This window comes from Deinococcus radiopugnans ATCC 19172 (genome assembly GCF_006335125.1).
Taxonomy (GTDB): Bacteria; Deinococcota; Deinococci; order Deinococcales; family Deinococcaceae; genus Deinococcus; species Deinococcus radiopugnans.
The window spans coordinates 111,333-130,364 of the sequence record NZ_VDMO01000006.1 but is presented as its reverse complement, the minus strand read 5'-3'; the positions used below and the strand labels follow the sequence as shown (position 1 = coordinate 130,364).

Annotated in this window: 23 protein-coding genes; 8 read left to right on the top strand and 15 right to left on the bottom strand. The window is 66.9% G+C overall.

The window, feature by feature from the left end; all coding sequences use genetic code 11:
• Positions 1 to 7: 7 nt before the first annotated feature.
• From FHR04_RS07130 to FHR04_RS07115, 4 genes are all read right to left on the bottom strand, one after another.
• Positions 8 to 934, bottom strand: a complete 927-nt coding sequence (locus FHR04_RS07130; protein WP_139401986.1) for a carbohydrate ABC transporter permease — start codon at positions 932 to 934, stop codon at positions 8 to 10.
• Positions 927 to 1,859: a carbohydrate ABC transporter permease gene (locus FHR04_RS07125; protein ID WP_139401984.1), complete on the bottom strand. Its 933-nt coding sequence runs from the start codon at positions 1,857 to 1,859 to the stop codon at positions 927 to 929. The genes FHR04_RS07130 and FHR04_RS07125 overlap by 8 nt, the downstream gene beginning before the upstream one ends.
• Positions 1,860 to 1,901: 42 nt before the next feature.
• A complete protein-coding gene (locus FHR04_RS07120; protein WP_139401982.1) occupies positions 1,902 to 2,294 on the bottom strand; it encodes a hypothetical protein in 393 nt (130 codons plus the stop codon).
• A gap of 93 nt (positions 2,295 to 2,387) precedes the next feature.
• Positions 2,388 to 2,633 (bottom strand): hypothetical protein, encoded by a 246-nt coding sequence (locus tag FHR04_RS07115; RefSeq protein ID WP_039684704.1) that lies wholly within the window; start codon positions 2,631 to 2,633, stop codon positions 2,388 to 2,390.
• A gap of 214 nt (positions 2,634 to 2,847) precedes the next feature.
• On the opposite strand from FHR04_RS07115, the gene icd reads away from it, so the two are divergent.
• The 5 genes from icd (at position 2,848) to FHR04_RS07090 (ending at position 6,354) form a co-directional block, all read left to right on the top strand.
• Entirely contained in the window at positions 2,848 to 4,092 is a 1,245-nt protein-coding gene (icd, locus tag FHR04_RS07110; protein WP_139401980.1) for an NADP-dependent isocitrate dehydrogenase, read from the top strand.
• A gap of 219 nt (positions 4,093 to 4,311) precedes the next feature.
• Positions 4,312 to 4,581, top strand: coding sequence for a hypothetical protein (locus FHR04_RS07105; RefSeq protein WP_052195252.1), 270 nt, complete (start codon positions 4,312 to 4,314; stop codon positions 4,579 to 4,581).
• On the top strand, positions 4,578 to 5,357 hold the full coding sequence (locus FHR04_RS07100; RefSeq protein ID WP_139401978.1) for a class I SAM-dependent methyltransferase: 780 nt from the start codon (positions 4,578 to 4,580) through the stop codon (positions 5,355 to 5,357). The genes FHR04_RS07105 and FHR04_RS07100 overlap by 4 nt, the downstream gene beginning before the upstream one ends.
• Before the next feature lie 66 nt (positions 5,358 to 5,423).
• The gene (locus FHR04_RS07095; protein ID WP_139401976.1) at positions 5,424 to 5,912 is read left to right on the top strand and encodes a Panacea domain-containing protein; all 489 of its coding nucleotides are present in this window, start codon (positions 5,424 to 5,426) and stop codon (positions 5,910 to 5,912) included.
• The gene (locus tag FHR04_RS07090) at positions 5,905 to 6,354 is read left to right on the top strand and encodes a hypothetical protein (protein ID WP_249039017.1); all 450 of its coding nucleotides are present in this window, start codon (positions 5,905 to 5,907) and stop codon (positions 6,352 to 6,354) included. The genes FHR04_RS07095 and FHR04_RS07090 overlap by 8 nt, the downstream gene beginning before the upstream one ends.
• A gap of 46 nt (positions 6,355 to 6,400) precedes the next feature.
• Here FHR04_RS07090 and FHR04_RS07085 read toward each other — a convergent pair whose 3' ends face one another.
• From FHR04_RS07085 to FHR04_RS07075, 3 genes are all read right to left on the bottom strand, one after another.
• Positions 6,401 to 7,537: an acyl-CoA dehydrogenase family protein gene (locus FHR04_RS07085; protein WP_039682626.1), complete on the bottom strand. Its 1,137-nt coding sequence runs from the start codon at positions 7,535 to 7,537 to the stop codon at positions 6,401 to 6,403.
• A 156-nt stretch (positions 7,538 to 7,693) separates the two neighbouring features.
• Complete coding sequence (holA, locus tag FHR04_RS07080; protein ID WP_139401974.1) at positions 7,694 to 8,596, bottom strand: DNA polymerase III subunit delta; 903 nt, start codon at positions 8,594 to 8,596, stop codon at positions 7,694 to 7,696.
• Positions 8,593 to 9,492, bottom strand: coding sequence for a serine/threonine-protein kinase (locus FHR04_RS07075; protein WP_249039016.1), 900 nt, complete (start codon positions 9,490 to 9,492; stop codon positions 8,593 to 8,595). Before FHR04_RS07075 ends, holA begins: the two co-directional genes overlap by 4 nt.
• 116 nt (positions 9,493 to 9,608) lie before the next feature.
• Between FHR04_RS07075 and FHR04_RS07070 the strand changes: the two genes are divergently transcribed.
• Positions 9,609 to 10,307: an HAD family hydrolase gene (locus tag FHR04_RS07070; protein WP_139401972.1), complete on the top strand. Its 699-nt coding sequence runs from the start codon at positions 9,609 to 9,611 to the stop codon at positions 10,305 to 10,307.
• Positions 10,308 to 10,333: 26 nt separating this feature from the next.
• On the opposite strand, the gene FHR04_RS07065 is transcribed toward FHR04_RS07070, so the two are convergent.
• The 5 genes from FHR04_RS07065 to FHR04_RS07045 all read right to left on the bottom strand — a co-directional run bounded on the left by FHR04_RS07065 (position 10,334) and on the right by FHR04_RS07045 (position 15,065).
• Complete coding sequence (locus FHR04_RS07065) at positions 10,334 to 11,302, bottom strand: NAD(P)/FAD-dependent oxidoreductase (protein WP_249039015.1); 969 nt, start codon at positions 11,300 to 11,302, stop codon at positions 10,334 to 10,336.
• 59 nt (positions 11,303 to 11,361) lie between these two features.
• Complete coding sequence (locus FHR04_RS07060) at positions 11,362 to 12,723, bottom strand: NAD(P)-binding protein (protein ID WP_139401970.1); 1,362 nt, start codon at positions 12,721 to 12,723, stop codon at positions 11,362 to 11,364.
• 10 nt (positions 12,724 to 12,733) lie between these two features.
• Entirely contained in the window at positions 12,734 to 13,921 is a 1,188-nt protein-coding gene (gene cax / locus FHR04_RS07055; protein WP_139401968.1) for a calcium/proton exchanger, read from the bottom strand.
• A gap of 101 nt (positions 13,922 to 14,022) precedes the next feature.
• Complete coding sequence (locus FHR04_RS07050) at positions 14,023 to 14,727, bottom strand: HAD family hydrolase (protein ID WP_139401966.1); 705 nt, start codon at positions 14,725 to 14,727, stop codon at positions 14,023 to 14,025.
• The gene (locus FHR04_RS07045) at positions 14,727 to 15,065 is read right to left on the bottom strand and encodes a histidine triad nucleotide-binding protein (protein ID WP_039682636.1); all 339 of its coding nucleotides are present in this window, start codon (positions 15,063 to 15,065) and stop codon (positions 14,727 to 14,729) included. Before FHR04_RS07045 ends, FHR04_RS07050 begins: the two co-directional genes overlap by 1 nt.
• Positions 15,066 to 15,266: 201 nt before the next feature.
• Here FHR04_RS07045 and FHR04_RS07040 point away from each other — a divergent pair, with 201 nt between their 5' ends.
• On the top strand, positions 15,267 to 16,193 hold the full coding sequence (locus FHR04_RS07040; RefSeq protein WP_139401964.1) for a ferritin-like domain-containing protein: 927 nt from the start codon (positions 15,267 to 15,269) through the stop codon (positions 16,191 to 16,193).
• Positions 16,194 to 16,297: 104 nt separating this feature from the next.
• Here the strand turns inward: FHR04_RS07040 and FHR04_RS07035 are convergent, their stop codons facing one another.
• Entirely contained in the window at positions 16,298 to 17,101 is an 804-nt protein-coding gene (locus FHR04_RS07035) for an aminoglycoside phosphotransferase family protein (protein ID WP_249039014.1), read from the bottom strand.
• Positions 17,102 to 17,166: 65 nt separating this feature from the next.
• Between FHR04_RS07035 and FHR04_RS07030 the strand changes: the two genes are divergently transcribed.
• Positions 17,167 to 17,991: an undecaprenyl-diphosphate phosphatase gene (locus FHR04_RS07030; protein ID WP_139401959.1), complete on the top strand. Its 825-nt coding sequence runs from the start codon at positions 17,167 to 17,169 to the stop codon at positions 17,989 to 17,991.
• Between the two features lie 87 nt (positions 17,992 to 18,078).
• Here FHR04_RS07030 and FHR04_RS07025 read toward each other — a convergent pair whose 3' ends face one another.
• On the bottom strand, positions 18,079 to 18,405 hold the full coding sequence (locus FHR04_RS07025; protein ID WP_139401957.1) for a hypothetical protein: 327 nt from the start codon (positions 18,403 to 18,405) through the stop codon (positions 18,079 to 18,081).
• Positions 18,402 to 18,989, bottom strand: coding sequence for a TetR/AcrR family transcriptional regulator (locus FHR04_RS07020; protein WP_039682647.1), 588 nt, complete (start codon positions 18,987 to 18,989; stop codon positions 18,402 to 18,404). Before FHR04_RS07020 ends, FHR04_RS07025 begins: the two co-directional genes overlap by 4 nt.
• Positions 18,990 to 19,032: the final 43 nt, after the last annotated feature.

The window sequence follows — 19,032 nt, the reverse complement described above, 5'->3', positions numbered from 1 at the left end:
CCCCCATTCACCCCTTCACCGCCCCCTCCAATCCCTTCATGAAGTACTTCTGCCCGAAGGCGAAGACGATCAGGATGGGAATAATCGTGATCACCGCGCCCGCCATCACTGCGCGGCTGTTGGTGCTGAATGTTCCGCTGAGTTCCAGCAGGCCCGCCGACAGCGGCAGCAGGTTCTTGTCGGGCAGCATGATCCGCGCCCACAGGAACGAGTTCCAGTACGCCACGAATTCCAGAATGGCGAACGCCGCAATCGTGGGCGTCGCCAGCGGCAGCATGATCCGCCGCCAGATGGTCAGCTCGGAGGCCCCGTCGATGCGGGCGGCCTCGATCAGCTCCAGCGGAATGCCCAGGTACGCCTGCCGCAGTAGGAACAGGCCCACGATGCTCGCCAGCCCCGGCAGCACCACCGCGAGGTACTGCCGGATGGCGTCGATCACCGGATTGGTCTGCTGCAACAGCCCCAGCTTAATCGTGGTGATGTAGTTGACGATCAGCCCTGACTCGTTGGGCAGCACCATCAGTGCCAGAATCGCGTAGAAGATCAGGTCACGGCCCGGAAAGCGCATCTTCGCCAGCGGATAGGCGGCTAGCGTCGCCAGCGTCACGGTGAGGGTCACGCCCAGCGTGCAGATGATCAGGCTGTTGAGAATCAGCCGCCAGAAGGGGACGGTGGTGCCTTTCCACATCTCGGCGTAGTTGCGCAGGCCCACCGCTTTGGGCAGGATCTTGGCCTCGTAGATGTTGCCCGTCGGCTCGAAGCTGGTAATCAGCGTCCAGTAGAACGGGTACAGCATGATCAGCGCGATCACAGTCAGCACGGCGTAGGCCAGCACATCGGTCAGGCGGCGGCGCTGGATGCGCTTGGCCTTCAGCCGGGCAGCGGTGACGGCAAAGGAATCGGGCTGGGCCGGGGCGGGGCGTGCCTTAAGCATCGGCTTTTCCCCCCCGCGTCAGACGGAAATTGATCAGCCCGAAGATGATGGAAATCACCGCGATGATGATGCCCCCGGCGGCGGCCAGTCCGTACTGAAAGTCCTGAAAGGCCCGCGAATACGTGTAGAACAGCGCCGAGTACGTGCTTCCGGCGGGGCCGCCCTGGGTCATCACGTAGATTTCCTCGAATACCTTGATGGCGCTGATGGTGCTCAGCAGGCTGCACACCAGAATGGTGGGGCGCAGCCCTGGCAGCGTGATGTTCCAGAACACCTGCGGGCGGCTCGCGCCGTCGATGGTGGCCGCCTCCTCCAGCTCCGGGCTGATGCCCTGCAGGCCTGCCAGATACAGCACCATGTAGTAGCCGATCCCTTTCCACAGCGTCACGAACATCACGGCGTACAGCGCGGTGGCCGGGTTGTTCAAAAAACTGCCCTTCTGGGACAGCCCGATCATCCTTAAAATGGTGTTGACGGCCCCGTCCTGCTGGTACATCCAGTTCCAGATCAGGCCCACCACCGCAAAACTGGTGACCACCGGCACGTAGAACGCCGTGCGGAAAAAGCCGATGCCCTTCATAGGCCGGTTGACCAGCAGCGCCACCAGCAGGGCCAAAATCTGAATCACCGGCACGATCAGGATGTACTTGAGGCTGTTGGTCAGGCCAGACCAGAACTGCTCGTCCTGCCACAGCTCCTTAAAGTTGTCCAGGCCCACCCACTGCGGCGGGCTGATGATGTTGTATTTCGTGAAGGCCAGATACGTGCCGAAGATCACCGGCCAGGTGTGGTACACCACCAGCAAGATCAGAAAGGGCAGTAGGAAGGCGTAGGCGATCAGCGTGTTGCGCGCGGTGACTTTCGCCCCGGTGCCGCCGACACGGTGCTGTTCTCGGCGCGACACCCGCCGGGGAGTGGTGGTCATGGGCAAAAGTGTAGCGGCATGACCGTAGGGGAGAGCGCAGCTTTACTGGACGGTGACGGTGCCTGCCTTGCTGCCGTTGACCCAAATCTCAAAAGGATTGGTGCGTTCGGGAAACCCCGGTTCTTCAAAGTACGGGCCAACCCTATCAGTGAAGGTCAGATCACGGGCCGCCGCGTTAGGAACGGCCGGACAGGGCTTTTGCGTTTTACCAATCACCTGAATGCTGAGCTTGCTTGCGTTGCGCTCCACCACGTTCACCTTGCTGAAAAACGTGCAGCCCTGAATGACCTTAAGGCCGATGGTCAAGTCCTCTCTGGCTCCTACGCTGGCGGGCAGGGTTGTTTTGGTAGTCATCACCACTTCTTCGGGGATAGCGACAGGATGACAGGCTGAGAGAGTACAAGCAGACAGAGCCAGCAAGAGGAGCTTGCGCATGGCCGCAGGATACTTCACATGCGTTGAGGCCACAAAAAAGCCCCCACCCACAGGGGGCGGAGGCTGGAACTCTGGATCCTGAACGCTCAGGTCTTAGTGACCGTCGCCGTCCTTGGCTTCGCGCTTGCCTTCGTTGTAATTGGCGTGCGCTTCAGCGTTGTGGACTTCGGCCTTGGCCCGGTCTTCGGTGGCCTTGGCCTTGTCGCCCATGTTGTCCATGGTGCCGCCCACATTGGAGGCCAGATCGTGTCCAGCGGCGCGGGCGCGGTCTGCACCCTCGTTGATCTTGGCCTTGGCGGCGTCCAGCATGTTCCCGGCAGTACTCTTGTCGTCACTCATGTAAATGACCTCCTGAAGTTGGATTCCGGTTAAGGTGCCCCCACCATGCCCTCCCAGTTGCCGAACGCGGTGAGGCGAACCTTCAGAGGGCGATACCGTTCCAAGGGAACTTCCTGATGGTGGCTCTCATCTTGTGTTTTGAACCCGGCCCAAACCCGGACAGTAACAGCCCTCTATTTTCCCAGGCTCACCTCAAGGCGCTAGATTGGAGGTTATGAGCAGCCATATCCAGCGGCCCGAAAAGGGCGAGAAGATCAGCATGCAGGGCGGGAAACTCAGCGTCCCCAACCACCCCGTCATTCCCTTCGTGGAAGGCGACGGCACCGGCCCCGACATCTGGAAGGCCAGCGTCCGCGTGCTGGACGCCGCCGTCGAGAAGGCCTACGGCGATACGCGCAAGATCGAGTGGATGGAAGTCTACGCGGGCGAGAAGAGCGTGCAGGTCTACGGCGAGGGCCAGTGGCTGCCGCAGGAAACCCTGGACGCCTTCGACGAGTACCTGTTCGGCATCAAGGGGCCGCTGACCACGCCCGTCGGCGGCGGCATCCGCAGCATCAACGTGGCGCTGCGCCAGGAACTTGACCTGTACGCCTGCGTGCGTCCGGTGCAGTATTTCGCGGGCGTGCCCAGCCCCCTCAAGCGCCCCGAAGACGTCAACATGACCATCTTCCGCGAGAACACCGAGGACATCTACGCCGGCATCGAGTACATGGCCGGCACGCCCGAGGCCGCCAAGATGCGCGACTTCCTGGTGAACGAGATGGGCGTGACCAAGATCCGTTTCCCCGAAAGCAGCTCGTTCGGCATCAAGCCCGTGTCGAAGGAAGGCACCGAGCGGCTGGTGCGCGCCGCCATCCAGTACGCCATTGACAACGGCCGCAAGAGCGTGGCGCTGGTGCACAAGGGCAACATCATGAAGTTCACCGAGGGCGCGTTCCGCGACTGGGGCTATGAGCTGGCCAAGAAGGAATTTGGCGCCAAGGAAATCGACGGCGGCCCGTGGTGCGAGCTGCCGAACGGCATCGTGATCAAGGACGTGATCGCCGACAACTTCCTGCAGCAGATCCTGTTGCGTCCCACCGAGTACGACGTGATCGCCACCCTGAACCTGAACGGCGACTACATCTCCGACGCGCTGGCCGCGCAGGTGGGCGGCATCGGCATCGCGCCGGGGGCCAACATCAACTACGTGACCGGGCACGCCATCTTCGAGGCCACCCACGGCACCGCGCCCAAGTACGCGGGCAAGAATGTCATCAACCCCAGCTCCGTGATCCTGTCCGGCGAAATGATGCTGCGCTACATGGGCTGGACGGAAGCGGCCGACCTGATCCTGAAGGGTCTGGACGCCACCATTGCCCAGAAAGTCGTGACCTACGACTTCGCCCGCAATATGGACGGCGCCAAGGAAGTCAAGACCAGCGAATTCGCCGACGCGATCATCGGCAACATGAACTGAAGCTCGGTATCAGGGGCTGGGGCCGGGGCGTGCAGCTCGCGGCCCCAGTCTCTTTCGTGATTCTTGGAGCGACAGAGAAAGGCTGGTCCAGGCGAACAATACAGATGCGCCGTCCGGGGCACACCGAATTCACCGTCGTCATCCACCTTTGTCCCCCCGGAAAAGGCCGGACCAGACGGTTCACTCCCGCTGCCGGTCCGTCTGCCCTATTCTTCTGGGATGGCAAGACTGATTCTGGCCGTCATCGGCGTGGTGCTGCTGGCCATCGCGGCGCTCTCGCTGGTGTGGTTGCTGGGGCAACTGCTGGTGGGGCTGGGCGCGTTCGTGGTGGGCACGGCGGCGGTGCTGTGGCGTCTGCTGGGCTTCCTGATCGTGGTGGGGGCGCTGGGCGGGCTGGCGTACTTTCTGGCGAGTGCGTGGCGGCCCTCGTCGCGCGTGGCGGCCGCGCCCGAACCCCTGCGCGTGAAGAAGGCGAAGGTCAAGGCGTGACCCATGCCGACCGCTTTCTGGGCCGCGCGGGCGTATACGCCTCGGCCCGCCCGACGTATCCGGCCGCGCTGGGTCAGTGGCTGGCAGGTCAGGGCCTGCTCTCTGGCCGCGTGGCGGACGTCGGGGCGGGAACGGGCCTGTTCACACGGCTGCTGCTGGCGCAGGGCAGCGGGTCAGCCTTCGCCGTGGACGCTGTGGAACCCAACCCGGAGATGCGCGCCCAACTCGAAACGGCGCTGGAGGCAGAGGTGGCGGGCGGCCGTCTGCGCGTCCATGCCGGCACCTCCGAGGCCACGTCGCTGGCCTCCGCCTCGGTGTCGCTGATCACGGCCGCGCAGGCCGCGCACTGGTTCGATCCGCCGCCCACCGTCCGGGAATTCCGGCGCGTGCTGAGGCCAGACGGGCAGGTCCTGCTGGTCTGGAACGACTGGCGCGGGGTGGACCCAGGGTTGGACGGTGCAGGCTTCAACGCCGCCTACCGCGAAGTCGTGACTGCCTTCAGCCGCGAGGACGGCGAGCTGATCTCGCGGGTGCCGGAGCGGGAGCTGCCCCGATTGATGCCGGGCGGTTTCGAGGTCCAGACCTTCGACAATCCCGTTTCACTGAGTCGCGAGCGCCTGCGTGCCCTGGCCGGCAGCGTCAGTTACCTGCCGTCACCGGACGATTCTGGCTTTGCGGCGGTGGGACGGCAGTTGGACGCGGCGTTTGACGCCCACGCTTCGGACGGTCACGTCACGCTGACCTACCGCACGCACGCCTACCTGGGCCGACTGTAGCGGCCAAGACGCTGGCCTCCCGACGCTGGCAGTGTTACGCTGGAGCCGTAAAGGAGGGCAGACGCCATGACCATCGCCATCGACGATCCCAAACGCACCGGGTACGCCGCCGAGGTGGTGGCGAACGCCTTTCTGGACCTGGCCCGCGCCGAGGGCCGCGCGCTCACGCAGATGCAGGTGCACAAGCTGGTGTACATCGCGCACGGCTACACGCTGGCGCTGCTGGGCCGGCCACTGATGTACAACACGGTGCATGCCTGGCAACGTGGGCCGGTGGTGCGGCGGCTGTGGCAGCACTGGGGCGAACGCGGCCGGGTGCCGATTTCCGAGCCTCTGCCCGTCGCGCCCGGCGAACCTGAGCTGGCCAACGACCCCGAGGCGCTGGAAGTGATCCGCAGCGTCTGGAGTGGGTACGGCGGCATGGAGGGCGGTGAACTCTCGCGCCTGACGCACCGCGCGGGCAGCCCGTGGTCCCAGACCTACGGCCTGCAGGACAACCTGATTCCCGACGAGATCACCCGCGAGTATTACACCAGTCTGGCGCGCAGTGCCTGAACCACAGGGACGGCTCGGCGACGCGCCAGCAGCCTCACCCGCCCCGCCCATACCCGTTCAGTCGGCCATCGAGCGGGCCGTGCAGCAGGGTCTGGAAAGCGAACGCCGCGCCCCCATCTCCAACACCGATCTGGAGAGGATGACCCGCCAATTGCGCTACCGCGAGGCGGTGGACCAGCGGCTGCTGCGGCTGGGTGTGGGGGCCATCGTGTTTATCCTGTCTGCGGGCTGGCTGATCGCCGACGTGACCCTGACCCTGGCGGCCGGCTGGGGTGAGCTGGGCGGGCGGCCCTTCCGGCTGGACAGCAGCGTGCTGGTGGCTTTCCTGACCACCAGCACGGCGACGGTGATCGGGCTGTTCCTGGTCTTCCTGCGCTGGCTGTATCCGCAGACCAATGGGGAAGATCAGCGTGAGCGGGAGCCGGAGGCGGACCGGCGATAAAACAGCCCCCTCCGCCGGACAGGGGAGGGGGCCGGCGGGGGCGGCGCTACTTCAGCAGGTTTCGCGCGATGACCACGCGCTGGATCTCGTTGGTGCCCTCGTAGATCATGTTCAGCTTGACGTCGCGCAGCAGCTTCTCTACCGGGTACTCGCCGACGTAGCCGTAGCCGCCGTGAATCTGGATGCCCTCGTTGGCGGCGCTGAAGGCCATTTCCGAGCAGTACGCCTTGGCAATCGCGCTCTCGAAGCCGTGCGGTTGGCCCTGATCCACCAGCCACGCGGCCTTCTGGTACATCAGGCGGCCCGTTTCGATGCCCATCGCCATCTCGGCCAGCTTGAACTGGATGGCCTGGAATTCGGTGATCGGCTTGCCGAAGGCCTCGCGCTCCTTGGCGTACTTGAGGCTCTCTTCCATCGCGCGGCGGGCAATGCCCACCGAGCCGGCGGCCACCGGAATGCGGGTCTTGTCCAGCGTCTTCATGGCGATCTTGAAGCCGTCGCCCAGGCCGCCCAGCTGGTTTTCCTTGGGCACGCGCACGTCCTCGAACACCAGTTCGCTGGTCAGGCTCGCGCGCTGGCCCATCTTGTGCCCGATCTTGTGGTGGCTGAAGCCGGGGGCGTCTTTGGGCACCACCAGGGCCACGGTGGCGCGGTGGCCGCCCTGCTTGTCGGTGGTGGCGAACACCACGTTGAACTCGGCCACGCCGCCGTTGCTGATCCACATCTTGGTGCCGTTCAGAATCCAGGCGTCGCCGTCGTCGCGTACAGTCGTCGCCATGCCCGCCGCGTCCGAGCCGTTGCCGGGTTCGGACAGGGCAAACGCCGCCAGCCCGGCCTTCTCGGTCAGCGGCCCCAGGAAGCGGGCCTGCTGCTCCTCGGTGCCGCCGATCAGGATCGGGGCGATGCCCAACTCGGAGGCCATCAGCACGGTGTAGATGCCCATGCAGCCGTAGGCCAGTTCCTCGCCGATCAGACATTCGTCGAACATGCCCAGGCCCAGGCCGCCCGCGTGTTCAGGGATGGTGGGGTTCAGCAGTCCCACTTCGAAGGCTTTCTCGACCACCTGCCACGGCAGCTCCTCACGGCGGTCGTACTCGGCGGCAATCGGGATGATCTCCTTGCGGGCAAAGTCGCGGGCAAGTTGCTGCAGCTGGCGCTGTTCGTCGTTCAGGGTGAAATCCATGCGGGACACTCCTTGGGGCAAGAGGCTGGGTGAGGGGTGGGGCAAATTAGACTCGGTTCAATTCTACCAGTTCGCTGCGGCTGACGTGTCCCCACGCCGTCGCCACGTCTGCCTATGCCGATCATGCTTCGCCCGGATGCAGGTTGTCCCGGCACGCTACACGCTCAGTTGCACGATCAGGCGCTCCAGCGTGACCCCGGCGTCCAGCCCGCGTTTCATGGCCAGATCGGCGTCCAGGATGCGGGCCAGATGGGCGCGGATTTTCGCCTCGTTGAGCCGGCGGGCCACGTCCAGCGCCTTCTTGGCCGGGTACGGCTTGACGCCCAGGCGCTGGGCCGCCGCCGCCTCGGTGACCCGGCCTTCCTCCTGCAGCAGCGCCACGCAGCGGGCCACCAGGCTGTACTGCCAGACCACCGCGCCCATCAGCTTGAAGGGATCCTCGCCGGAGGCCAGCAGGCGGCGCAGCTGCCCCACCGCCTCGCCGGGGCGGCCCGCCGTCGCCGCGCCCAGCATGGCAAAGCTGTCGCCGGGGGGCTCGCGGCCCACCACACGCTGCACGGCCTCGCGGGTGTGCGGGCCGTCCAGCAGTGCCAGCTTGGTCAGCTCGCCCGCGATGCCCGCCAGATCGGCCCCGAAGACCTCGGCCAGGTAGGCGGCGGCGTCCCGGTCCAGCGGCAGCCCCTGCTTCCTGGCGTACTGCACCACCCAGCCGGTGACCTCGCCGGGCTTGCTGGGCGCCGCCGAGACGATCTGCTCGCCGCGCGCCTGATACAGCTTGCTGCGCGTGGCCGGGGCCGTCTCGTCCAGCACGGCCACCGTGACCGCCGCGCCCGCCAGCAGTTCCAGCAGCGCCTTGTCGGGTTTGACGCCTTCGAAGTCCACAATTACGCCGCCGTCGCCGAACAGGCCGGGCGACAGGTGCGGCCCCAGGGTCTGGGGGTTGACGTCGTCACCGCCCAGCCGGGGCAGTTCGCGCGGATTCAGGCCCCGCCGGGTCAGGGTCTCGCGCAGGGCTTCTTCCGCCAGGAAGCGGTTGCCGGTAAAGGCCAGCAGGGTCATGGGCCGCAGCCGTCCCCGGCCGTGCCGGAACCCGGACCCTGGGCCGGTGTCCCGTGCTCTGCCAGTGGCAGTCCGCGCAGGGGCGGCAGGCCCAGCGTCTGCCGGGCCAGACACAGGTGGTGCAACATGGCCGCGGCGCTGTGGGGCCGCTGCGCCGGGTCACGGGACAGCGCGCAGCGCAGCAGCGGGTGCAGCGCCTCCGGGCCGGGCAATTCGGCGCGGTTGGTGTGGAGGCCCGCCAGCCAGCCCAGGGCGTCCGCGTAGGGCGGGGTGCCCGCGAGGCAGTCGAACAGCAGCACGCCCACCGAGTACAGGTCGCTGCGGACGTCGCCGCGCATGCCGTAGAACTGCTCCGGGGCCATGAAATGCGGCGTGCCCATGCGGGTGCCGCTGTGGATGTCCAGCGGCACATGCCGGGCATGGCTCATGCCGAAGTCGATGATTCTCACCGCGTTCCAGGAGGCCTGCCCGTCCTGCAGCAGGACATTCTCGGGCTTCAGGTCCTGGTGGGTCACGCCCTGACTGTGCAGGTACAACACGGCGCACAGCAGGCCCGTCACGACCTCGGTGGCCTGCGGCACGTCCAGAACCCCGCGCTCCAGCCGCTCGCGCAGGGTGCCGCCCTCCACGAAGGGAAAGATCAGCTGGGTGGGCGTGGTCGCCAGCAGCGGCACGATCCCCGGATGGTTCAGGGAGGCGGCCACCCGGCCCTCATGGTGAAAGCGGGCGTGTGCGTCGGGATCGTCCACCACCAGGGTTTTCACGAACACCGACCGGCCGTTCCACCGCGCCGACTCGCTCACGACGCCGCCCCGTTCGGCCAGCGGCGTGCGCGATTCCAGCAGCTGAGGGGTGGACAGTTCCTGCACCGCTCCACTGTAGGTTAAATGCTTCACAATGTCAGTAAGATGGGCCGGGGTGCCGGCCCTGAACACCGGCCGCCGGCTAAGCACAGAGCCGTCTGAAGTGCCGCTTAAGCCGCGCCAGGCGCTTCCCCAGTAGACTGCTGTACATGTGTCCTTCCTCTGGTTCCTCTGCCGGTGAGCTGCGTGCCGTCGTCTTCGATTTCGACGGCACGATTCTGGACACCGAGACCCGCGAGTTCCTGCAATGGCAGCAGCTGTACCGCCAGCACGGACGCGAACTGGCGCTGACCGACTGGCAGCGCGGCATCGGCACCTGGGGGGCATTCGATCCGTGGGCCGGGTTGCCGGAAGAGGTTCAGGCCGACCGCGAGAGTGTCCACGCTGAATTGCACGACCGGATTGTGGCCGACATCGGCGAGCAGGACCTGCGGCCCGGCGTGCGGGGGGTGCTGGAGGGGCTGCACGCCGCCGGGTGGCCGCTGGCGCTGGCGACCAGCAGTGACCGCCGCTGGGTGACGCGCTGGCTGGAGCAGCACGGGTTGCTGAACCTGTTCATGGTGCTGTGTACCCGCGACGACGTGCGGCGCGTCAAGCCGGACCCGGAACTGTACGTGCTGGCCGCCCAGCGACTGGGTCTGCGCGCCGGGGACTGTCTGGCGGTGGAGGACAGCCTGAACGGGGGACTGGCCGCTGTGGCCGCTGGAATGCGGCTGGTGGTCGTGCCCAACGACGTGACCCGGACCCAACCCTTTCCCCCCGAGTGGGCCAGACTGAACGACGGCTTCGCGCTTGGACTGGTGGGCCTGCTGGAGGCGGCGGGCGTGCAGGGTGCGGGGAGGGGTTAGCGCAGCGGGTCTGCATCCCCGGCCTGTCAGCGCTTCTCGCTGCTGTGGCCCGGTCTGACGCGCAGCTCGGGGCGGACGTGGTGCGCGGCGTGGTTGGCCGCAATGGCCGCCTGGGCCAGTCCCACCGAGATCAGCTTGAAATCGCCCCCCGACGCTGCCAGATCGCCCACCACGTACACGCCGTCCAGCGCGGTGCGGCCGCCGGGACCGTCCGGGACGTACTCGCCGCGCCAGTCCAGCGGCCAGGATTGGACGGGGGACAGATCGGGCAGGTAGCCGCCCAGGATCAGCACGGTGTCGGCCTGAACTCCCCGCAGACTCCCGCCTGCCTCCAGATCGGCTCCATCCGGCGTGAGCGTGAGGAGTTGAGCGGGGGCCAGCACTTCGAGCTGTCCATGTACCCGCGCAGTTTCCAGCCCACCCAGCGTGGTCGGATCGCCCCGGAACAACGCCCGGCTGTGGGTCAGGGTGACCGTTGCGCCAGCCGCTGCAAGTTCCAGGGCCGCCCTCGCCGCCTGCGGCACGCCACCCACGATCAGCACGCGACGTCCGGCCATCTCGGCGGGATCGGGGAGGTCTGTTCGCACGTCGGGGTGCGCCTCCACGCCGGGAACACGGGCCGCGCGGGGCAACAGCGCACCCAGGCCCGCCGCCAGAATCACCGCACCTGCCGTGAACGTGTCCCGGTCGGTGCCGACGCTCCAGCTGTCACCTGCCCGTTCCAGCGTGCGGGCCACCGTGTTCAGGCGCACATCCACGTCCAGCCTGTCCAGTTGCCTCCTCAAACCCTCAATCACCTGGGCCGCCCGCGCTCCCGGCAACCCCGGTACGTCGTACACGCGTTTGTCGGGATACAGGGCGCTCAGCTGGCCGCCTGCCTCGCCCCGCGCCTCCAGTACCCGCACCCGCAGGCCGCGCCACGCCGCGTAGAAGGCCGCGTGCAGTCCGGCGGGGCCGGCGCCGATCACCAGCAGGTCGGAGGGGTGCACGTTCACCGGCAAAGTATGGCAAAGCGGGCGGAGACGAATGCCCGCCCGCCGCTATCGCTGAAGGTTTATTTCTGCCGGTGCCCCAGCATCTCGTGCTTGTGCACCACCTTGGCGCGCGGGCGGCCCTGGGCCTGGCCCTGCGCCTGCTCGTGGGTGTCCAGCGCCTGCCAGTCGGCGAAGGTGTACACGTCCACGCCACGCTGTTGTAGCAGGGCGTCGATGTCGGCGCGGCGGGCGTGTTCGGCGGCGGGCAGTGCCCCGGCCCCCGCGTCGGCGATCAGCCCGGCCACGGTGTCGGTGGCGTCCTTGCGGTTGGTGCCGATCACGCCGCTGGGGCCGCGCTTGATCCAGCCGGAGGTGTACTCGCCCGCACGGCCCTCCACCCGCCCTTCGGTGTTGGGAATGACGCCGCGTTTCTCGTCGAAGGGCACGTCCGGCAGCGCCACGCCCCGGTAGCCCACCGAGCGCAGCACCAGCTGCACCGGCAGCACCTCGGTTTCCCCGGTGCCCACCGCGTTTCCGCCCGCGTCCAGCGTGTTGCGCTCGATCTTCAGGCCACAGACGTTGCCGTCCTCGTCGCCCAGAATCTCCACCGGAGACACCAGAAAGCGCAGGTGAACGCGGCGCGGCTTGCCTTGCGGCGTGCGGCCCGCGAAGTCGCGGATCACCTCCAGATTCTTCTTGACCACGTTGTCGGTCAGGGCGGCCTCGGCCTCCTCGTCCACCGTGATCTCCTCGGGGCGCACCACCGGCTCGGCATCGGACAGCTCGCCGAACTCGCGCAGCTCCTTGGTGGTGAACTTGGCCTGGACAGGGCCGCGCCGGCCCAGAATCCATACGTCCTTGACCGGGCTGCCGTCCAGCACCTCCAGCGCGTGCGGGGCGATGTCGGATTCGCGCAGTTCGTCCACCGTCTTGAGCAGGATGCGGCTGACGTCCAGCGCCACGTTGCCCACGCCCACCACCGCCACGCCGGTCGCACTCAGCACCATCTCGCGGGCGGCGGCGTCGGGGTGGCCGTTGTACCACGCCACGAATTCGGTGGCGCTCATGGAACCGCTCAGGTCTTCGCCGGGAATGCCCAGGCGGCGGTCCCCGCTGGCCCCCACGGTGTACATGACGGCGTCGTAGTGGGCCTTGAGGTCAGCGTGGGTCAGATCCTTGCCGAACTCCACGTTGCCCAGAAAGCGCACGCGCGGATCGCTGAAGGTCTTTTCGAAGCCCCTGGTCACGCTCTTGATGGTCAGGTGATCCGGGGCGACGCCGTAGCGCACCAGCCCATAGGGGGTGGGCAGGCGGTCGAACACGTCCACCTCGGCGGGAATCTGCGTCTGCTTGATCAGGGCCTCGGCGGCATACACGCCGCTGGGGCCGCTGCCGATCACGGCGACGCGCAGCGGACGTTCAGGGGTAAACGAATGGCTCATGGGCGCGAGTTTAGAGTCTGAGGAGCGGTGGGTGGACAGGAAGGCTGGACGAACTGGCGGTGGGCGCAGGAGCGGTTACAGCGGTCGCCCCGCCCTCCATCCGGGGCGTGACGAAGAAGAAGGCCAGCGCCAGCAGCAGGTATACGCTCAGCAGCAGCACGCCCTCGAACCAGGTGGCCTCGCCGTCCTTGGTCACGGTGGTCACGGTCAGGGCCACCGCCACAATCGCCACGAGTTCCAGCGGACTGGAAAAGACCAGATTCATCGGCTGGCCGATCAGGTAGGAGATGATCACCAGCACCGGGGCGGTGAACAGCGCCACCTGAATGGTCCCGCCCACCACGATGTTGACCGACAGCCCCAGCTGACCGCGCCGCGCAAAGTAGCTGGCAGCCAGATACTCGGCGAAGTTGCCGACCACCGCCAGCACGATGATCCCCAGGAAAAACGGGCTGAGGCCCAGCTGGGCGCTGGTGGCCTCCAGCGCGCCGGACAGCAGCTCGGATTCCACGGCGATCAGGGCCGTGCCGCCCAGCATGACGCCCGCCACCTGCCACAGGGGCCAGGGTGTCTCGCTGTGCTCCGGTCCTGTCTCGCCCTCCTGATCGTTCAGGGCGAATACGTCCTTGTGGGTCACCAGCGTATACACCAGATTCAGGCCGTAGACGGCGATCAACACGACGGCCACGCTCAGGCTGAGGTATTCGTCCAGATTGGTCCGCGCCGCCGCGCTGCCCGCCAGGAAGTCCGGCAGACGTTCGGTGTAGTCGAACAGCGCCGGAATCAGCAGGGCGATCACCACCAGAAACAGCATGGAATTGAGCTGCCCGGCGTTGTCGCGGTTGAATTTCTGCCGGTTGCGCCCAAAACTGCCGATCAGGATGGCGAGGCCCAGCCCCAGCAGGGCGTTGCCGATGATGCTGCCGGTGATCTGCGCCTTGACCACCACCGTGTTGCCGCCCAGCAGCACGAAGATGGCGATGATCAGCTCGGCCAGATTGCCGAAGGTCACGCTGAGAAGGCCGCCGATGGTCTGCCCGGCCCGCGCCGCGATCTGCTCGGTGCCCTTTCGCAACCAGTCGGCCAGCGGAATAATGGCAATGGTGGCCGTGGCAAAGACCCACAGTGGCGGGGCCTGAAAGACCCACTCCAGCAGCAGGCTGATCGGGATAAAGGCCAGCAGCAGATTCATCCACATGGGGCGCAGTGTAGGCGCGTGTGCCGGGGCAGCAGCGAAAAATTGAGATTTGCTTCAGGATGCACGGAACAGCACAACTTTCCCCGGTCCCTGGACGGGAGCTATGAGTGAGGCTGACGCAGGAGGCGCCGGTCCAGCTCCAGCGCCCCCTGCAATTCCTCATGCGTCCGCAGAATGCGTCCGGCCCCGGCCCTGGTCAGCTGGGCGGCGTTGTCGGGGTGAACGTGGCCCCCGGCCAGCAGGCCCCAGGCGGTGGCCCCGGCAGCGACGCCCGCGCTCAGGCCGGTCACGCTGTCCTCGATCACCAGGCAGCGGGCGATGTCCGCGCCCAGCTGTGCGGCGGCGTGGGCGTACAGATCCGGGGCAGGCTTGCCGCGTCCGCCCACATGCGCCGGATCGTAGGCGTGTTCTCCCACCAGCGGGGCCAGCCCCGACGCCTCCAGCTTGCGCTTCAGGCGGCCGCGCTGGCTGTTGCTGGCGACGGCGAAGGGCAGGCCCGCCGCCCACAGCAGGTCCAGCGTGCGGGCCGCACCCTCGATGGCCTGCGTGCTGCCGAAGGCCTCGTAAAGGCGGGCGTCCATCTCGGGAATGAAGGTGTCGGGGCGCGTCCAACCGTACTCGCGCCGCAGCCACTCGAACAGCACCGCGTGCGTGCCGCCCACCGCGTTCGCCATGAAGGTGGGCAGGTCGATGTCCAGCCCATGCTCGGCCAGCAACCCCACCCAGACGGTGTTCGCCTGCAACTCGCTGTCCACCAGCACGCCGTCCAGATCGAAGAGGATGGCCTCAAAGGGAGAACCGGACATCAGGTGTCACTGTCCGGACCGTGTTCCCAGCCGGCCAGGATGTGGATGTGGGTGTGGAAGACCACCTGCCCACCCTTCTCGCCGGAGTTGACCAGCAGGCGGTAGTCGGCGGCGTGCTGCCGGGCCACCTTCACGGCGGTCAGCCACAGCCGGCCCATCTCGGCGGCGTCGGTGATCTCGTCCAGGCGGGCGCTGACCCGTTTGGGAATCACCAGCAGGTGAATCGGCGCCTTGGGTGCAATGTCGCGGATGGCGATGTAGTCGTCGTCCTCGTACACGATGTCGCTGGGAATCTCGCGGGCGATGATGCGCTCGAACAGGGTGGGGGAGGCGGTCATGCGCCCACTCTAGCGAGGTGGCAGGCCTTCATGCGGCGTTCATGTTTGGCCCTCCCCTGATCCACTTGGGAGGGCGCCGCATATACCCGGATGAGTTCCGAGAGACCGAAGGCTTCCACCATCCCTCCCGCGCTCCATCCGCTCAGGACACGCCCCGGCGCGCTGTCCCGTCCCGCCCTCTTGTCCCCAAGGAGCACCGCCATGACCCACAACGACACCGATCAGAACGCCCCCACCACCCTCAACCGCCGCGCCGCCCTGGGCTTTCTGGGCAAGGCGGGCCTGGGCATGGCCGCCCTCGGTTTTGCTGAAAAGACGGGCCTCGCCGCCCCCGCGCTGGCTGCTCCCGCTAAAAACATCGACGGCGACGTGCTGAACTTCGCCCTGAACCTGGAATACCTGGAAGCGGCCTTCTATCTGGCGGCCGTGGGCCGGCTGGGCGAGCTGAAGAAGATCGGCGGCGACGCGGCCATCCGCCTGCCTGCGGGGCTGGACATGGCGCGCGGCATGCAGTTCAAGGACAGCACCGTGCAGGCCATGGCGAACGACATTGCCGAGGACGAACTGTCGCACGTCAAGTTCCTGCACGGCGCGCTGGGCAAAGGCGCCGTGATGCGCCCGGTGATTGACCTCGACGCCGCGTTCAGGGCGGCGGGCAGCGCGGCCAGCGGCGGGGCCATCACCGGCTTCAATCCCTACGCCAACGATCTGTTCTTCCTGCACGGCGCGTTCATCTTCGAGGATGTGGGCGTCACCGCCTACAACGGCGCGGCCACGCTGATCACCAACCCGGCGTACCTTCAGGCCGCCGCCGGCATCCTGGCCGTCGAGGCCTACCACGGCGGCGCGATCCGCACCATGCTGTACCAGCAGCGCCAGATCACGGCGGCGGCGGGGCTATACGTGGGTCAGGTCGTGCAGGCCATCAGCAACCTGCGCGGCAAGGTGGGCGGCGGCAAGGACATGGGCCTGACCGACAACGCCGGCAACGCTGTGTTCGCCCCCGCCGACAAGAATGGCGTGGCCTATGGCCGCAGCACCCGCGAGGTGCTAAACATCGTGTATCTGGCCCCCGGCGCGAGCAAGGGCGGGTTCTACCCTAACGGCCTGAACGGCAGCATCAAGTAAGTCGGGGCTGCGGGTGTGGCGTCTGCCCACCTGCACGTCACGGAAAACCAGATGGCCTGCGCGCAAGCGTGGGCTGTTTTTTGTACGTATGAACCATACTTGGCTCAGCCGGGCAGGCCCAGTTCCGCCGCCGCAATCCGCGCCACCTCCAACGTGGTCCGGGCCAGTTCGTCCTCGCCGTCCTCCAGATGCCACGCGGCGGACAGGCCCGCGTAGGCCAGCGTCCAGCGCAGCACGCGCCCCAGCTCCAGCGTCGCCGTCTTGGAAATGATGTGGGCCTGCCGCACCAGTCGGCCCGGCGCGGCCACCGTCTCCAGATCGGGGTTGCACAGGATGTTGGCGTAATCGAAGCCGCGCTCGCCGAGGATGCCCTTGGGATCGATGAACAGCCAGCCGCGCGCCGGGCGGTGCAGCAGATTCTGATGATGAATATCGCCGTGCAGCACGCCCACCTCTTGCGGGGCGTCCAACAGGGCGTGTGCTGTGGACAGGGCCGTGGCGAAGACGCCGCCCGCCGCCGGGGCCACGGTCTCCAATGACCGGAACCAGCGCCGCAGCATGGGCAGTTCAGGCCAGGGCCGGGCGCGGGGCAACCGGGCCGCTGCCTGACACAGAATTCTCGTCGCCTCGTCGTCCTGCCCGGCGGCGGCCATGTCCAGCAGAGAAGGGCGAACGTCCAACCGCTCCATCAGCAGGGCCGCGCCGTCGTGCGCGTAGACCTGGGCCGCGCCGCGTCCGGCCCACCAGGCCATCACCGCGTTGCCCCGGCGTTCCTCGGGGTCGTGGGCAAGTTTGAGCATGGCCGTCCGTTCCCCGTGTCTGACCGGCAACAGGTCGCTGCTGGGGGTATGGATGGCCTCGCCGTCGGGCTGCAGGTTCCAGCGTGCCAGATGGGGCGCAAAGTTCACAGCCTCAGTCTGCATCTTTCGGGCGACGCGCCGGCCTGCGTGACAGGCCTTACACTCTGTCGGTTATGGATTGGTTTTACGCGATTGTGTACGGCATTGTCGAGGGCATCACCGAATTTCTTCCGATCAGCTCGACAGGCCACCTGATCCTGACCGGCAACCTGCTGGGGGTGCCGTGGCCGGCGGACGTGAAAAACACCTTCGAGGTGGTGATTCAGGGCGGCGCGATTCTGGCGGTGCTGGCGTACTACTGGCGCGACTTCCTGAAAATCCGGCACATCGGCACGGACAAGTCCCAGCAGACGCTGTGGCTGGGCGTGGTGGTGGCGTGTATCCCGGCCGTGATTCTGGGCCTGCTGTTCGGCGACGTCATCAAGGCCAACCTGTTCCGCCCCAGCGTGGTGGCCTGGGCGCTGATCGTGGGCGGCGTGGTGATGTGGCTGGTGGAGAGCCGCAAGGCCACCCCTGTCATCCACGACATCGAAACCATCGGCGTCCGCAAGTCGCTGCTGATCGGCACGATCCAGTGTCTGGCGCTGCTGTGGCCGGGCTTCTCGCGCAGCGCCAGTAGTATTCTGGGCGGCATGGTGCTGGGGCTGGACCGGCCCACCGCCACCAAATTCAGCTTTTACCTGGGTGTGCCCACGCTGGGCGGCGCGGCGCTGCTGGACTTTATCCAGAGCCGCGACATCCTGGCCCAGATCGGCGTGATTAATGTCGTGCTGGGCGCGGCGGTCAGCTTCGTGGTGGCGTACCTGGCCATCGGCTGGCTGCTGCGCTTCATCTCCACCAACAACTTCAAAGGCTTCGCCGTCTACCGCGTGGTGGTGGGCGCGCTGATCCTGGTGCTGATTGCGACGGGTGTGATGGGCAACGGCAGTCTGGCGTAGAGGACGCACCGACTGAACGTTGAAAAGGCCAGCCGCAAAGATGTTCAATGCTTTGCGGCTGGCCTTTGCTGGGCCGGGGATAGGGCGCTAGACGCCGTCTTCCGCCTCGCCCGGCCCGCTTTCGGGCACGTCCGCCGCCCCTTCCTCGATCACGGTCAGCGAGCGCAGGGTCTGGCCCTGGTGCCAGCCGTATTCGGGGTTTCGGAGGGCCAGGGTAGAGGCAATCGCCTCGGCCACGGCGCGCTGCGGCTCGTCGTCCAGGCAGAACAGCAGGAATTTGCGGCCGCCGGGCGCGATGCGGATAAACAGGTCTGCGCCGATTTCCAGCTGCTGGGTGCGCCCGAATTTCTCGGCGCGGCCCTGGGCGTACTTCAGGGCCTGACGAATCGGGACGGTGACAGTGGGGTGGCTCATGGCTCGGACCTCAACCCGCTCAGGAGCATGTCGGCGAAGCTGTCGGCCACGTCACGCGGGGTCAGCGGCCCGCCGGGACGGTACCAGGTGTAGGCCCAGTTCACGGCGGACAGCACCAGATACGCGGTCATGCGCGGGTCCAGATCGGCGCGGAACACACCCTCCTGGATGCCGCGCGTGATCAGCTCGCGGTAGAAGGCGTCGATGCTGTCACGCCACCCGGTCACGCGGGCGTAGGCCTCGGGCGATAGGTGCTTCCATTCGTGAAAGAACACGGTGGCGCTGTCCATGTTGTCGGCCACCACGCGGATGTGGCGGTGCATCGCCTCGCGCAGCTTCTCGTCGGCGGGCATCTGGACGCCGCGCAGGGTGAACAGCGCCTCGTCGAACTGCCGCGAGGCCACGTTCACGATCTCGATCAGCAGTTCTTCCTTGCCGCTGATGTGCGCGTACAGGCTGCCGCCCTGCATGCCCAGATCGCCGGCCAGGTCGCGCATGCTCGTGGCGTGGTAGCCGCGTTCGGAAAACAGGCGGCTGGCGGAATCGAGAATCTGGGCGCGGCGGGGTTTGGCAGTTTCAGTCATGATCGGGAAGGGAGGCGCGGAGACAGGCCCATTCGCCCGCAGC